The 14,381-nt window shown below is 63.1% G+C and carries 13 protein-coding genes and 1 pseudogene; 5 read left to right on the top strand and 9 right to left on the bottom strand.

All coding sequences use genetic code 11. The features are described from left to right. Window positions 1-9 precede the first annotated feature (9 nt). From AC1DZ8_RS14485 to AC1DZ8_RS14465, 5 genes are all read right to left on the bottom strand, one after another. Window positions 10-675, bottom strand: a complete 666-nt coding sequence (locus AC1DZ8_RS14485) for a TIGR02117 family protein (RefSeq protein WP_477401086.1) — start codon at window positions 673-675, stop codon at window positions 10-12. 102 nt (window positions 676-777) lie between these two features. Then, window positions 778-1,581: an amino acid ABC transporter ATP-binding protein gene (locus AC1DZ8_RS14480; protein ID WP_023671483.1), complete on the bottom strand. Its 804-nt coding sequence runs from the start codon at window positions 1,579-1,581 to the stop codon at window positions 778-780. Window positions 1,582-1,602: 21 nt separating this feature from the next. Beyond that, entirely contained in the window at window positions 1,603-2,766 is a 1,164-nt protein-coding gene (locus AC1DZ8_RS14475; RefSeq protein WP_477309211.1) for an amino acid ABC transporter permease, read from the bottom strand. 4 nt (window positions 2,767-2,770) lie between these two features. Next, window positions 2,771-3,958, bottom strand: a complete 1,188-nt coding sequence (locus tag AC1DZ8_RS14470; protein WP_477309212.1) for an amino acid ABC transporter permease — start codon at window positions 3,956-3,958, stop codon at window positions 2,771-2,773. A 63-nt stretch (window positions 3,959-4,021) separates the two neighbouring features. Further along, window positions 4,022-5,050, bottom strand: coding sequence for an amino acid ABC transporter substrate-binding protein (locus AC1DZ8_RS14465; protein ID WP_477309213.1), 1,029 nt, complete (start codon window positions 5,048-5,050; stop codon window positions 4,022-4,024). 468 nt (window positions 5,051-5,518) lie between these two features. Here AC1DZ8_RS14465 and AC1DZ8_RS14460 point away from each other — a divergent pair, with 468 nt between their 5' ends. The 5 genes from AC1DZ8_RS14460 (at window position 5,519) to AC1DZ8_RS14440 (ending at window position 9,821) form a co-directional block, all read left to right on the top strand. Then, a complete protein-coding gene (locus AC1DZ8_RS14460; protein WP_477309214.1) occupies window positions 5,519-6,691 on the top strand; it encodes a cystathionine beta-lyase in 1,173 nt (390 codons plus the stop codon). A gap of 230 nt (window positions 6,692-6,921) precedes the next feature. Next, window positions 6,922-8,007, top strand: a complete 1,086-nt coding sequence (locus AC1DZ8_RS14455) for an HPP family protein (protein ID WP_477309215.1) — start codon at window positions 6,922-6,924, stop codon at window positions 8,005-8,007. Window positions 8,008-8,112: 105 nt separating this feature from the next. Beyond that, window positions 8,113-8,775: an RNA polymerase sigma factor gene (locus AC1DZ8_RS14450; protein WP_477309216.1), complete on the top strand. Its 663-nt coding sequence runs from the start codon at window positions 8,113-8,115 to the stop codon at window positions 8,773-8,775. Between the two features lie 210 nt (window positions 8,776-8,985). Next, window positions 8,986-9,510: a DUF4142 domain-containing protein gene (locus tag AC1DZ8_RS14445; RefSeq protein ID WP_477309217.1), complete on the top strand. Its 525-nt coding sequence runs from the start codon at window positions 8,986-8,988 to the stop codon at window positions 9,508-9,510. 2 nt (window positions 9,511-9,512) lie between these two features. After that, complete coding sequence (locus AC1DZ8_RS14440; protein WP_477309218.1) at window positions 9,513-9,821, top strand: cupredoxin domain-containing protein; 309 nt, start codon at window positions 9,513-9,515, stop codon at window positions 9,819-9,821. Window positions 9,822-9,872: 51 nt separating this feature from the next. Here AC1DZ8_RS14440 and AC1DZ8_RS14435 read toward each other — a convergent pair whose 3' ends face one another. The 4 genes and pseudogenes from AC1DZ8_RS14435 to AC1DZ8_RS14420 all read right to left on the bottom strand — a co-directional run bounded on the left by AC1DZ8_RS14435 (window position 9,873) and on the right by AC1DZ8_RS14420 (window position 14,346). After that, a complete protein-coding gene (locus tag AC1DZ8_RS14435) occupies window positions 9,873-10,760 on the bottom strand; it encodes a LysR substrate-binding domain-containing protein (protein ID WP_477309219.1) in 888 nt (295 codons plus the stop codon). A gap of 59 nt (window positions 10,761-10,819) precedes the next feature. After that, window positions 10,820-11,934, bottom strand: a pseudogene (locus AC1DZ8_RS14430) (branched-chain amino acid ABC transporter substrate-binding protein). A gap of 53 nt (window positions 11,935-11,987) precedes the next feature. Continuing rightward, window positions 11,988-13,310, bottom strand: coding sequence for an aminotransferase class I/II-fold pyridoxal phosphate-dependent enzyme (locus AC1DZ8_RS14425; RefSeq protein ID WP_477309220.1), 1,323 nt, complete (start codon window positions 13,308-13,310; stop codon window positions 11,988-11,990). A gap of 166 nt (window positions 13,311-13,476) precedes the next feature. Continuing rightward, window positions 13,477-14,346, bottom strand: coding sequence for a crotonase/enoyl-CoA hydratase family protein (locus AC1DZ8_RS14420; protein WP_477309221.1), 870 nt, complete (start codon window positions 14,344-14,346; stop codon window positions 13,477-13,479). Window positions 14,347-14,381: the final 35 nt, after the last annotated feature.

The raw sequence follows: 14,381 nt of genomic DNA, 5'->3' as shown, positions 1-14,381 counted from the left end.
CGTTTTCAGCTAGTTATACAGCCGCATCGACAGGCCGAGCGAGGCCGGCAGTGGGTTCCACCAGCCGGTGCGCAGACCGGCAGTGCGCAGGCCCGCAGCCGTCCAGGTGTTGCAGCCGACCAGCGCGTTGAAGTGGCCGTTCGCCTCGAAGAAGCGGTCGAAGCGGGAATAGGCGGCGTTCTCGATGACAACCGGACCGTTCGGCCCCTGCTGGAAACTCGCATCGATGTAATCGAGCAGTGCTGCAAAACGCTGCTCATCGATGTCGAAGCCGGTGACGGCGGGATGCGGCTCGGCGATGTTCCCGGCGATATCGACATGCATGACCGAGGCGTCCAGCGTCAGCGCCTTGAGCACCGGCACCGCTTTCAGTTCAGACCAGGTCGGCGTCTCCAGATAGAAAGCACGGCCGCCCCAGCCGAAGACAATGTAGCGCACCTCGGGAGCGTCGGCAGGGATGCCGGCATCGACCAGGAAATGAAAGCGCTGGCGCACGGCATCGTCGACCGGAATGGCGATGTCGGTGTGGATCGGGTTCTTCAGCACCAGAATATGGCGCGTGCCCTCACCCGCCGCCGATGCCGGCCATAGCGGGCGCGGCACCAAAGTGCCGAGCGTTGCGGCAAGCGCGACCGCGACAACCAGCATGGCCAGGAAACGCAGGGCTTTTCTCATGCGGCGGCGGCTTTGCGGTCTCGCGACGTCATCGTCCGGTCCCAAATAGCAAAAGAGCCCGGCCGCATTGCGGCCGGGCTCTTCTGGTTTGGATGAAAATGCTCAGTGCAGGATCTGCGACAAGAACAGCTTCGTGCGCTCGTGGCGCGGATGGTCGAAGAACTCGGCCGGCGTGTTCTGTTCGACGATCTGCCCCTGATCCATGAAGATCACCCGGTTGGCGACCTTGCGGGCAAAGCCCATCTCGTGGGTGACGCACAGCATGGTCATGCCTTCCTCGGCCAGGCCCACCATCGTCTCCAGCACTTCCTTGATCATTTCGGGATCGAGCGCCGAGGTCGGCTCATCGAACAGCATGATTCGCGGGTTCATGCACAGCGAGCGGGCGATCGCCACGCGCTGCTGCTGGCCGCCGGACAACTGGCCCGGATATTTGTTGGCCTGTTCCGGGATTTTCACGCGCTTGAGGAAGTGCATGGCGATTTCCTCGGCCTGCTTCTTCGGCGTCTTGCGCACCCAGATCGGCGCCAGCGTGCAGTTCTCCAGGATGGTCAGATGCGGGAACAGGTTGAAGTGCTGGAACACCATGCCGACCTCGCGGCGCACCTCGTCGATCTTTTTGAGATCGTTGGTCAGTTCCTTGCCGTCGACGATGATCTTGCCCTTCTGGTGTTCCTCCAGCCGGTTGATGCAGCGGATCATGGTCGACTTGCCGGAGCCCGAAGGACCGCAAATGACGATGCGCTCGCCGCGCATCACCTTGAGGTTGATGTCCTTCAGCACGTGGAACTCGCCATACCATTTGTGCATGCCGATGATGTCGATGGCGACATCGGTGGTCGAGATGTGCATCTTCTTGGCATCGACCTTGATCTCTTCGGCGCTGACGGCGTTTTCTATGACCATGGCAGGTTCCCCTTTTTGTTCTTAGCGTTTGTGGCCGGTGTCGAGCCGGCGTTCTGTGTACATCGAATAGCGCGACATGCCGAAGCAGAACAGCCAGAAGACGAAGGCTGCGAAGATGAGGCCGGACTTGGCCGTTACCGGCGTCGCCCAGTTTGGGTCGGAGAAGTTCTGCTTGACGATGCCCAGCAGGTCGAACATCGAAATGATCGAGACCAGGCTGGAGTCCTTGAACATGCCGATGAAGGTGTTGACGATGCCTGGAATGACCAGCTTCAGCGCCTGCGGCATGACGACGAAATACATCTTCTGCCAATAGCCAAGGCCGAGCGAGTCGGCGCCTTCATACTGGCCTTTCGGAATGGCCTGCAGGCCGCCGCGCACCACCTCGGCCATATAGGCGGCCGAGAACAGGGACACGCCGATCAGCGCGCGCAAATACTTGTCGAAAGTGACGCCGGCCGGCAGGAACAGCGGCAGCATGACGCTGGCCATGAACAGCACGGTGATCAACGGCACGCCGCGCACCGCCTCGATGAAAATCACGCACAGCATCTTGACGATCGGCATCTTCGAGCGCCGGCCGAGCGCCAGCACGATGCCGAGCGGCAGTGACACGACGATCGCCACGAAGGACAAGCTAAGCGTTATCAGCAGACCGCCCCAGCGCGGCGTCTCGACGTGAGGCAATCCGAACGTCCCGCCGGAAAGCAGGAAGAAGGACACGATCGGCAAGACGACGAGCAGAAGGACCGCGTTGAGGCCCTTGCGCGGCGCCTTAGGCATCAGCATCGGCACCAGCAGCACGACAAGCAATATGCCGACCACGATCGGCCGCCAACGCTCCTCGATCGGGTAGGTGCCGAACATGATCTGGCCGAACTTGGCGTTGACGAAGGCCCAGCAGGCGCCGGACCAGCCGTTCGGCTGGATGCCGCCCTGCGCCTGCGCTGCCGTGAGACAGACGGTGCGGTCAGGGCCAGTCCACTGGGCATTGATGAAAGCCCAGTTGATAATTTGCGGCACGATCAGCGCCACCAGCGCGATACCGATGATGGTCAGGACTGTATCGCTGACCGAACCGATCAGGTTCTTGCGAACCCAGGCGCCCATACCGGTTACCCCGGCTGGGGCAGGCTGCGCCAACACCATTTCCGTACGGACCCAAGACATGTCGTGTTCTTGCATGGCCCTACCTCTCCACCAGCGCCATCTTGGCGTTGAACCAGTTCATGAAAAGCGAGGTGAGCAGGCTGATCGACAGGTAGACCGTCATCATGATCAGCACGCACTCGATCGCCTGGCCGGTTTGGTTGAGCACGGTGCCAGCTGTTGCCGTCAGATCGGGATAGCCGATGGCGATGGCGAGCGAGGAGTTCTTGGTCAGGTTGAGGTATTGGCTCGCCAGCGGCGGGATGACGATGCGCATCGCCTGCGGTACCACGACCAGGCGCAACGCCTGCCCCGACCGCAGGCCGAGCGCTGCCGAGGCCTCGCTCTGGCCCCTTGCCACGCCGCGAATGCCGGCGCGCACGATCTCGGCGATGAACGCTGCCGTATAGAAAGACAGAGCCAGATAGAGCGACAGGAATTCCGGCTTCACCACGAAGCCGCCGGTCAGGTTGAAGGTCGATTGTTTTGGAAAGTCAAAGCTCAGCGGGAAGCCGCTCAGCGCGTAGGCCAGCACTGGCAGTCCGACGATCAGCGCCAGCGAGGTCCAGAACACCGGGAATTGCTGACCGGTCGCCATCTGCCGCTGACGCGCCATGCGGGCGACGAACCACGCCATCGCGATGCCGACCAGAAAAGCGACGAAGATCAGCCAGGAGCCGTCGCCCCACACGGCACGCGGAAAGTAGACGCCGCGCTGATTTAGAAGGGAGCCGAACGGCAGATGGATGCTTTCCTTCGGTGTCGGCAGCACAGCCAGCACGCCGGAATACCAGAAGAAGATGACCAGCAGCGGCGGGATGTTGCGAAAAACCTCGACATAGACCGTGCAGATCTTCTGGATCAGCCAGTTGTGCGACAGTCGGCCGATGCCGACAAAAAAACCGATGATGCTGGCCGTGACAATGCCGACGGCGGCGACGATCAGCGTGTTGATGATGCCGACGATGATGGCCCGGCCATAGGTCGAATCGGAGGTATAGGCGATCGCACTATCGCTGATATCAAAGCCGGCGCGCCCTCTCAGAAAGCCGAACCCCGATGCGATGTGAAGTCGCGTCAAATTGTCGATGACGTTGTTGACGATCCAGTAGACGCCACCCACCAGCAGGACGACGACCACAGTCTGGAAGACAAAACTGCGGACTTTTGGATCGTTGATGAAGGAACCGCGGCTCGGCTCCTCGCGAAGAACTTCCTGCGATGCCATTTGACCGTCCCCTGGAAAGAGAAACCGGAAGGCAGAGAATCTGCCTTCCGGATCACATTTCGATCAGCGGATCGGCGGAGCGTACTGCAGGCCGCCCTTGGTCCACAGTGCGTTGATGCCGCGCGCGATCTTCAGCGGGCTGCCCGAACCGACGTTGCGTTCGAACATTTCGCCATAGTTGCCGACAGCCTTGACGATGTTGACGACCCAGTCATTGGAGACGCCGAGATCGGTACCGATCTTGGTATCTGCTTCCTGGCCGAGCACGCGCTTGATCTCAGGGCTCTCCGATGCCTTCATCTCTTCGACATTGGCCTGGGTGATGCCCAGTTCCTCGGCCTGCAACAGCGCGAAGTAAGTCCACTTGACGATGTGGTACCACTGGTCGTCACCCTGGCGCACGGCCGGGCCGAGCGGTTCCTTGGAGATGATCTCGGGCAGCACGACATGATCGGCCGGCGCGCTGAGCGTCAGACGGATGCCATAGAGACCCGACTGGTCGGTGGTGTAGACGTCGCAACGGCCAGCGTCATAGGCGGCGTTGACCTCTTCCAGTTTTTCGAAGACGACCGGATTGTACTCCATCTTGTTCGCCTTGAAGTAGTCGGCAAGGTTGAGCTCGGTCGTGGTGCCGCTCTGCACGCAGACCGCCGCACCCGAGAGCTGCAGCGCCGAATTGACGCCCGGCAGCTTCTTGGCGTTGATCATGAAGCCCTGGCCGTCATAGTAGGTGACGCCGATGAAGTTCAGGCCGAGCGCGGTATCGCGATTGATGGTCCAGGTGGTGTTGCGCGACAGGATATCGATTTCGCCCGACTGCAGTGCGGTGAAGCGCTCCTTGGCGCTAAGCGGGGTGAACTTGACCTTGGTGCCGTCACCGAAGACGGCAGCCGCGACAGCGCGGCAGAAATCAGCATCGATGCCTTTCCAGTCGCCCTTGTCGTCAGGCGCCGAGAAACCGGCCAGACCAGTCGAGACACCGCACTGGATGAAGCCCTTCGCCTTGACGTCGCCGAGCGTGGTCGCCGACGCAGACGAAGCCATCCATCCAAGCGCAGCGGCGCCGAGAATGCCAATTGCAATGTGTTTCATAACCCACAGACCCTTTTCTGTTTTCAGGTAAACCCTGATCCTCAGGCAAATCCTGATCTTTTTCCCGCGTGAACCCGGCTCCCATCCGGTGCATTCCGGAACCCCGCGTCGTAACCGACGCCCGGCCCCTCCCATTCACGAACTGCATCGAAGGCGATTATTCCTGTGAGGTCAAGGGAAATGACCGATTCACGACAGCTTTGAAAACCAATTGCCGCGAATGCCTGAAATGCGCACAAGAGCACCAGGAAATCGGCAACCCGTGCAAACAAATCAGTCAAAGAAGCAGCCCCACAAGTCCATAGCTCCCGGCAGACTCCGCCGTCACTACAGCTATGCTTTGCTGGAGGCGCGAACCGATGGATTGGCCCATGTAAACCCCACCGCTTGGCGGATCCACGGCTGTTGCGCGGGCTTTGCCGCCGCTTTATGGCTGATCTCCTGACATCCTTTGACAGGCGGCGAACCATGGCGACAGACAGCACCGAACTGGGCATCAACACGCGGCTTGCCCATTCGGGCAACGATCCGCACGACTATTTCGGCTTCGTCAATCCGCCGATCGTGCATGCCTCGACCGTGCTCTATCCAAATGCGGCGACGATGGCGGCGCGCAGCCAGAAATACACCTACGGCACGCGCGGCACGCCGACCACCGACGCGCTGGCCCATGCGATCGACGCGCTCGAAGGTTCGGCAGGCACCATAATTGTGCCGTCGGGCCTGGCGGCGGTGACGATCCCGCTGCTGGCGTTTCTCTCGGCAGGCGATCACATTTTGATCGTCGATTCCGTGTATCATCCGACCCGCAATTTCGCCGATACGATGCTGAAGCGGCTGGGCGTCGAAGTCGAATATTACGATCCGCATGCCGGCGCCGGCATCGCCAAGCTGATCAGGCCCAACACCAAGGTCGTGTTCACGGAATCGCCGGCCTCCAACACCTTCGAGGTGCAGGATGTCCCGGCCATCGCCAAGGCGGCGCACGCGGCCGGCGCCATCGTCATGATGGACAACACCTGGGCGACGCCGCTCTATTTCCGCCCGCTCGACCACGGCGTCGACATCTCGATCCATGCGGCGACGAAATACCCGGCCGGCCATTCCGACGTGCTTTTGGGCACGGTGTCGGCCAATGCCGAGTGCTGGAAACAGCTTTGCGAGACGTTCTACACAATGGGCTGCTGCGCCGGCCCCGATGTCGTCTACCAGGTGCTGCGCGGCTTGCGCACCATGGGCGTGCGGCTGGATCACCATCAAAAGAGCGCGCTTGCCATCGCCAGCTGGCTGGAGAGCCAGCCCGGCGTGGCGCGCGTGCTGCACCCGGCACTGCCCAGCCATCCCGACCACGCGCTGTGGAAGCGCGATTTTTGCGGCTCGAGCGGCATCTTTTCCATTGTGCTCAAGGGCGGCGGCCAGAAACAGCAGCACGCCTTCCTCGATGCGCTGAAGATCTTCGGCCTCGGCTATTCCTGGGGTGGCTATGAGAGCCTTGCCGTGCCGGTCTTCCTCGGTGATCGCACCGTCGCCAAGGGCCCCTATGACGGCCCGCTGCTGCGCCTGCAGATCGGGCTGGAGGACGTCGAAGACCTCAAGGCCGATATTTTGCGCGGACTCGCCGCCGCAGCCGCTGCGGTATGACACAAGCAGACCTGCGATGCTGATTCCGCAAACCCGCCCAACGTGTTGAAAGGACTTGCCAGGCGGCTTTCGCAGGACGATCGGCGTCGCAAAGCCGCTCATTGCCCGATCGCGCGCAATGTTATTTTCCCCAATGCGCACCTTTCCGGATTGGTTTGACTTTCAAAGTCGGCGGTCCGGCGTCATTGCAGGCGCTTCGTGCCGCAGATTCCAGCCAGACTGAGCTTGCTATGGCCTTTCGTCTCTTTGTCCCCATTCTCGCCGGCGCAACGCTGCGTGAGCGCCTCATCGCCTGTATCGGTGCGATGATCGGCATTGCGCTGACCGGGGCGATCGGCGCTCTGGTGCTCGGCAACGGCCCGCATGTGCCTCTGCTTGTGGCGCCGATGGGCGCGTCGGCGGTGTTGCTGTTCGCAGTGCCTGCAAGCCCCCTGGCGCAGCCATGGTCGATCGTCGGCGGCAACACCATATCCGCGCTGATCGGTGTGATCGTTGCGCATTTCGTGCACGAGCCGGCACTCGCCACGGGCCTGGCCGTGGCGTTGGCCATCGCCGCAATGTCGTTCACGCGCTGCCTGCATCCGCCGGGCGGAGCCGCCGCGCTGACCGCGGTGCTTGGCGGACCGGCTGTGACCGGCGCCGGCTTCCTGTTTCCCTTCGTGCCGGTGGCGCTGAACTCCATCATTCTGGTCGCACTCGGCTACGCTTTCCACAGGCTGTCGCGCCGCAGCTATCCGCACCGGCCCGCCCCTGTCGCCAACAGCCATGGAACGGCCGACCCGCCGGCGGTGCAGCGCGTCGGCTTCCGGCCCGAAGATATCGATGCCGCTCTCGGCGCTCTGGACGAGACCTTCGACATCGACCGCAGCGATCTCGAACTGCTGCTGCGCCAGGTCGAACTGCAGGCCATGGTCCGCTCGCACCGGACGTTGCTGTGCGCCGACATAATGTCCCGCGACGTGGTGTCGGTGCCTGAACACGCCTCGCCCGATCAGGCGCGACAGCAACTCCTCGACCACAACATCCGCACCTTGCCGGTGGTCGACGCGGAGACAAGGCTGGTCGGCGCCGTCGGCCTGCGCGAATTGACGAGAGCCACAGAAACGGTGAAAGGCGTGATGTCGAACGCCGGCACCGCCTCCCCCGACACACCGGCGATGAGCCTGCTTCCCGTCCTCACCGACGGGCGCAGCCACGCCGTCGTCATTGTCGACAGCGAGCGGCACATTCTCGGCTTGATCACGCAGACCGACCTCCTGGCCGCAGCCGCGCGGGTGCAGACGGCAGACAAGCCGCGGCCAGAGGCTGTAGGATAGATCGCTCCAGGTGGAGAAAGGTTGGGAACCTTTTGCCCGCGGCCGCGTCCAATGTCCCGAGCAAGCGTCTGTCCAGGGAGTGCGGTCGTGATCAGGAAGTCAGCAATGCAAACTGCCGCGGTTTCCGCGTCCGGCGAGATGCTGCTTGTCCACCGCGCAATGGCGCACGAGGCGGACGCCTTCCGCGCCATCATCAAGACGCACAACCAGCGGCTCTACCGCATCGCGCGCGGCGTCGTGCGCAGCGACAGCGAGGCCGAGGACATCGTCCAGGAGGCTTATGTCCGGGCCTTTGCCGCTCTGGCGACGTTTCGTGGCGATGCTTCCCTGGCGACCTGGCTGTCGCGCATCGTCATCAACGAAGCGCTCGGCCGCTTGCGCAAGAGGCGGCGCACTGTGGCGATGCCTGCGAACCCAGAAGCACAAATCATCCAGTTCCCCTTGAACCCAAGTGACGATCCGGAGCGGACGATGGCGCAGCGGCAGATCCTCAGGCTGGTCGAGCGAGCGACCGACAACCTTCCCGACGTCTATCGGACAGTCTTCATCGCCCGCGTTGTCGAAGGCCTGAACATCGAGGAAACGGCTGATCTGCTTGGCGTGCGTCCCGAGACCGTCAAGACCAGATTGCACCGGGCGCGAGCGCTGGTGCGCAAGGCGCTGGATGACGAAATCGGCCCGGTGCTGCTCGATGCATTTCCCTTCGCGGGCCGGCGTTGCGAGCGATTGACCGAAGCGGTGATGAAGCGGCTCGGCCTGCAAAGCTGATCTTCGTTCTTCGCCGATTCCTAGAGCGTTTCACCGTTTCACGGAAACGGCGAACCGCTCTATCTATTTTTATTTCTACGCAATTCCGGTCGGAAAACCGCTCACACTTTTCCTGGAATTGCTCCAGGGAACGTTTCTTCCCCTCCCGCATCCAATACGCGTCAACCCAGATGAAGCCCGCTGCCTTCGCGGTCGGGCGAAGGAGATGCCATGATTACCCGACACATAGCCGCGCTCGCCACCGTCCTGTTGATGGGCACGGCCCCGCTTGCGCAGGCTGCGGACAAGCCCACCGATCCGCAGATCGCTCATATCGCCTACACCGCGGGCGCGATCGACATCGAGGCAGCCAAGTTGGCTATCAAGACGTCAAAGACCAAGGAGATTGTCGATTTCGCCAAGGACATGGAGCGCGACCATGAGGCGGTCAACAAACAGGCACTCGACCTGGTCAAGAAGCTCAAGGTGACGCCGGAAGACAACGCCACCAGTCAGGCGCTGAGCGCGGCGGCGAAAGAGGAGCGCGCCAAGCTCGCCAAGCTCGAAGGTGCCGCCTTCGACAAGGCCTATATCGAAAACGAGGTCGCCTACCACAAGCAGGTCAATGGCGCCCTTGAGACGCTTTTGATCCCCTCGGCCAGCAATGCTGAGCTGAAGGACCTGCTCGAAACCGGCCTCAAGATCTTCCAAGGCCACGAGCAGCATGCCGAACATGTCGCCGGCATGCTGAAATGACAATGGCTGCGCTGATATCGACGCTCTCGGTCGCGCTGGTGCTTTCCGCGTCACCGGCGATGGCGGCAACGATCGACGTTACGATCGAGAAGCTTGTCTTCTCGCCGGCAAGCGTCGAGGCCAGGATAGGCGATACGATCGAGTGGGTGAACAAGGATGCTTTCGCCCACACCGCCACGGTGAAAGGCGGCTGGGAGGTGACGATCCCGCCCAGGTCAACGGGAAAAATGACCCTGAAAGCAGCAGGAGCAGTCGACTATTTCTGCCGCTTCCACCCCAATATGAAGGGTCACCTGGACGTAGCGCAGTGAATCCACAAGGGTTGGCGGCGGAAAGAGAACCGCCGCCGCTCGCCGAAAGCATCAGACCTGCTCCTGCGCAAGCAGCCAGTCGATCATCTGCGCCGCCTGCGCCGGCGGGCGGTCCGGCGCCAGGATCGACAGGGTGAGGCCGGTGGCGACGCGCCTCGGGAACGGCGCCACCAGCGACCCGGCGGCGAGCGCGCGCGACACCAGCGCCTCATGCCCCATCAGCACGCCGGCGCCGTCGATCGCCGCCTGCAGGGCCATGCTGTAGAGCGAAAACTCGGAGCCGGTGTCGATCGATGGCCCCTTCACCCCGGCAGCCTCGAACCACAGGCTCCAGTCGCCGGTCCAGGTGGTGTCCCAAAGCAGAAGCTGCGACGACAGATCGGCCGGCGTTTTCAGCTGCTGCGCCAGGGCCGGCGCGCAGACCGGAAAGATGACGTCGTCGCAAAGCTTGAACGCGCGGCTGCCCGCTGGGGCATGCCTGGTCAGGAAGATTGCGAGGTCGAACGGCTCGCGCCTGAAGTCCGGCGGCTCCTCCAGCGCATGAATGGATGGGCGAAGCGCCGGAAGGGCTGAACGAAGCGCCGGCAGGCGCGGCGCCAGCCAAAGCTGGGCGATCGACGGCAGCGCGGCGATGCTGACCTGCGGCCTCGGCGCCGAGATGCGCAGCTCCTGGACGGCAAGGCCCATGGCGTCGAATGCCGTGGAGAAGGCCGGCAACGCTGCCCGGCCGGCCTCGGTCAAATGCAATCCTTGTGCATGGCGTGCAAACAGCGCCGAGCCCAGCCATGCCTCGAGCGCCTTGACCTGATGCGATACGGCCGCAGGCGTGACGCCGAGCTCGTCGGCAGCCTTGGCAAAGCTTTCGTGACGGGCGGCCGCCTCAAAGGCCCGCAAAGCGTTGAGCGGCGGCATTCGGGGTCGAGGCGGGTTGACGGCCATCGTCCGGCTCCCAGAAGCATCGGCGACGGGTTGCCTCGACGCCGATGCAAAGTTCGATCTTATTTGAGGGCAACAGGGGTTAGCTTGCCCTCGACCTCCCGCCACTCAAATACGACGAAGCCCGGCTGCTTGATATCCCCCTTGCCGTCATAGGAGATCGAACCAAGCACGGTCGAAATGCCTGCGCCGGAATGGAGATAGTCGGAAGCGGCCTTGGGATCGTCGGCCTTGGCCTTGGCGATCGCCTCGGCGATGATCTGCGTCGCGGCGTAGGCATAAAGCGTCACCGCCTCGGTCGGCACGTTCCTGGCTTTCAGGTCGGCAACGGCGTCCTTGGCCTCGGTGAAGGTGGCAGGGTCGGGAAACGACGTCATCAAGGTTCCGGCAGCGCCCGCGCCGCCAATGGCGCCGAACTCGCTGTTGGAGATGCCGTCGCCGCCCATCAGGATCGTTGAGGCGCCCCGGTCATGCATCTGCCGGACGATCAGCCCAGCCTCGGTGTGCTGGCCGCCATAGTAGACGAGGTCCGCGCCAGACTGCTTGATCTTGGCGACGAGCGCGCCGTAGTCCTTCTCACCGGGGTTGATCTCCTCGTGCAGGACTTCCTGGCCGCCGCCGGCATTGTAGGCCTTGGCCATCTCGTCGGCGAGGCCTTTGCCCGCGTCGACTTGTCGTCGACAATCGCGATCTTCTTGTCCTTGAAGCGCTCGAGCACGAACTTCGCTGCGATCATGCCTTGCTGGTCGTCGCGGCCGCAGGCCCTGAAGGCGTTCCACAGACCGCGCTCGGTCACCATCGGGTTGGTGGCTGTCGGCGTGACGAACAGAACGCCGTTCTCGGCATAGACCTCGGAAGCCGGAATGGTGACGCCGGAATTGTAGTGGCCGACGACATAGTGGACACCGTCGGCCACGAATTTGTTGGCGACGGAGACGCCCTGCTTCGGGTCGGAAACATCGTCGCCGACCGAGACGGCAAGTTTCTGGCCGAGCACGCCGCCATTAGCGTTGATGCGCTCGACCGCCGTTTCGACGCCGATGCGATACTGTTCGCCATAGGCGGCGTTCGGTCCCGACATCGGGCCGGCCACACCCAGCACGATATCCGCCCTCGCAACACCGACGGCGGCGGCCGTCATCAGGGCAGCAGTCATCATCCGCAAGATCATGCGCATTTTATTCCCCTTTGTTTTTTGAGAAAGCGGGCTTTGCCCGCGGGTTCAGGCGGTCAGTTCACGAAATGCATTTTCTGGAACCGGCGCCGCAATAGCGTGACATCGGCTGCGACCGCTTCGCTGGCGTCGTTGCCGCGCAGCCCCCTGGCGATAAGGGCGGCCAGCTCGGGCATGTCATGCTCGGTCATGCCCCAGCGCACAATTTCCGGTGTGCCGAAGCGCAGGCCGTTCATGTCGCCCTCGACCGCGTCGATGGGCAAGCCGATGCCGCAGGTCAGAATATTGGCCCGCCGCAGTTTCTTTGCCGCCGCCTGGCCGCCGCCGAACTCGGCCGCGCGAACCGCGAACTGGTGCGAGGTCGTGTGGCCCTTGCTCGTCGAGAAGACCGGCAGGCCGCGATCCGCAAGCTCGCGCGCCAATGCCCTGGCCGTCCCGGCCATGGTGGCCGCGTAAGCCTTGCCATGGTCTTTCCAGTCGAGCAGCGTGATGGCCAGGGCAGCCGATTTGGCGGCATCGAAATTGGCCGTCATGCCGGGAAAGGCGATCCTGTCCAGCTTTTCGGCGACATCGGCATCGTTGGTCACGATCAGGCCAGAAGGCGGCCCGCCGAGGCTTTTGTAGGTGCTCATCGTCATCAGATGGGCGCCCTCTTCCAGCGGCTGCTGCCAGGCGTGCCCGGCGATCATGCCGCAGAGATGCGCCGCATCGAAGAGCACCAGCGCGCCGACCTCGTCGGCGATCGCCCGGATCTCGCGGATGGGATGCGGCAGAAGGTTGAGGCTGCTGCCGATGGTGATCATCTTCGGCCGGACCGCGCGGGCGAGTTCGCGCAGCCTTGCGACATCCACCGTATAGCCATCGGCATCGACAGGTGCGGCATGGATGTCGAGCCCATAGAGCCCGGCGCAGCCCGCCATGTGATGCGTGACATGGCCGCCGATGGCAGGCGAAGGCACGATGATCGCGTCCCCCGGCCGTGCCGCGACCATGAAGGCATAGAGATTGGCGATGGCGCCGGACGGGACGCGGATCTCGGCATATTTCGCGCCAAAGACTTCAGCTGTGAGCTCGGCCGCGATGATCTCGATCTGCTCGACGCCTTCCAGCCCCATCTCATATTTGTCGCCGGGATAACCGAGCGAAGGGCGGGATCCGAGGCCGGATGACAGCGCCGCCTCGGCTCTCGGATTCATCACATTGGTTGCCGGGTTGAGGTTGATGCAGTCAGCCTCATGGATCGACCGGTTGAGGGCGATGCCGCTCTCGATCGCGGCAAGCACGGCCGCGCCCCCCTGCCCGCTCGTCGTCTGGGCGAGCCGTTGCGCGAAGTCGTCGCAATGCCAGGGAACCCAGGGCCTGCGAGCAAGAGCGACCATTTCCGCCTCCGATCTGCCAACCGCCGACGCCGGCATTGGATGAGGGATGGTGGCTTTGGTGGCTGGCCTGATGCAAACGAGTAGTTCTAGCGCCTAGGCTTAGAAAAATTAGGTCTATCGATGCCCATTGGTCCCGTTATCCCGACTTCGATCGCGATGCAGGTGGCTATGGAGCCCCGGCCTGCGCGGCCTGGTCGAGCCGCAACGAAGCGCGCCTTGCCTCGTCCGGCCGCGTGACGTGCGTCCATGAACCGTCATAGCCGGGCCTGCGCCGTTCGATCCAGGCGTCGAGGCCTTCGCGCAGGTCGGCGGTCGGAGCCATGCGGGCGAACTGCTCGGCCTCGACCAACAAGCCTTCGGCTATGCTGTGGTTGAGGCCGCGCGCCACTGCGGTGAGGATCGCGGAAATTGCCGCAGGCGAGTGCACGACGATGCGCCGGGCGAGATCGAGCGCGGCCGGCATCAGTTCCTCGTGCGGCACCACCTGGTTGACGAGGCCGAGGTCGAGGGCGCGCGGCGGCGGGAACCAATCGCCGGTCAGCAGCAGTTCTAGCGCCCGCTTGCGCCCGGCCAGTCTCGGAAGCCGCTGCGTGCCGCCGAAGGTAGGTGGCATTGCGAGGTTGATCTCGGGCTTGGCGAAGAGCGCGCGGTCGCTGGCGATGGCGAGCGGCACGGCTTCGGTGATCTCGCAGCCGCCGCCGAAAGCGATGCCGTTGACGGCGGCGATGACGGGCTTTCGGAACGCTTCCAGCCTCGTCGTCAGCCGCTGTCCGCGCATGACGAAATCGCGCAGCGCGACATCTGCACCCCTGGCCACGCTGCCTGAAAATTCATGGATATCGCCGCCTGCGGAGAAGGCGCGCTCTCCTGCTCCGGTGAGGATGATGGCGCGGATGGCATCGTCCGTCTCGATCGCATCCAGGAGCGCGAGCAGGCGATCGATCAGCGCATAGTTCAAGGCGTTGAGCTTTTCTGGGCGATTGAGCGTGAGGATGGCGATCCCGTTGCGGGCCTCGGTGAGCACAAGCTCGGTCATGTCTCTTCCCTTTCCTGCGTTTACCACCGGAAAAG

The sequence above is a fragment of the Mesorhizobium sp. P2_F7 genome (assembly GCF_056403695.1).
The sequence above is the reverse complement of the archived record's forward strand: the minus strand, read 5'-3'. Positions and strand labels throughout refer to the sequence as shown.

Coding starts and splice junctions, on each gene's coding strand:
- AC1DZ8_RS14480 (WP_023671483.1), bottom strand. CDS start 1,581: ATGGTCATAGAAAACGCCGTCAGCGCCGAAGAGATCAAGGTCGATGCC.
- AC1DZ8_RS14465 (WP_477309213.1), bottom strand. CDS start 5,050: ATGAAACACATTGCAATTGGCATTCTCGGCGCCGCTGCGCTTGGATGG.
- AC1DZ8_RS14440 (WP_477309218.1), top strand. CDS start 9,513: ATGGCTGCGCTGATATCGACGCTCTCGGTCGCGCTGGTGCTTTCCGCG.
- AC1DZ8_RS14445 (WP_477309217.1), top strand. CDS start 8,986: ATGATTACCCGACACATAGCCGCGCTCGCCACCGTCCTGTTGATGGGC.
- AC1DZ8_RS14435 (WP_477309219.1), bottom strand. CDS start 10,760: ATGGCCGTCAACCCGCCTCGACCCCGAATGCCGCCGCTCAACGCTTTG.
- AC1DZ8_RS14450 (WP_477309216.1), top strand. CDS start 8,113: ATGCAAACTGCCGCGGTTTCCGCGTCCGGCGAGATGCTGCTTGTCCAC.
- AC1DZ8_RS14425 (WP_477309220.1), bottom strand. CDS start 13,310: ATGGTCGCTCTTGCTCGCAGGCCCTGGGTTCCCTGGCATTGCGACGAC.
- AC1DZ8_RS14475 (WP_477309211.1), bottom strand. CDS start 2,766: ATGCAAGAACACGACATGTCTTGGGTCCGTACGGAAATGGTGTTGGCG.
- AC1DZ8_RS14485 (WP_477401086.1), bottom strand. CDS start 675: ATGAGAAAAGCCCTGCGTTTCCTGGCCATGCTGGTTGTCGCGGTCGCG.
- AC1DZ8_RS14420 (WP_477309221.1), bottom strand. CDS start 14,346: ATGACCGAGCTTGTGCTCACCGAGGCCCGCAACGGGATCGCCATCCTC.
- AC1DZ8_RS14470 (WP_477309212.1), bottom strand. CDS start 3,958: ATGGCATCGCAGGAAGTTCTTCGCGAGGAGCCGAGCCGCGGTTCCTTC.
- AC1DZ8_RS14460 (WP_477309214.1), top strand. CDS start 5,519: ATGGCGACAGACAGCACCGAACTGGGCATCAACACGCGGCTTGCCCAT.
- AC1DZ8_RS14455 (WP_477309215.1), top strand. CDS start 6,922: ATGGCCTTTCGTCTCTTTGTCCCCATTCTCGCCGGCGCAACGCTGCGT.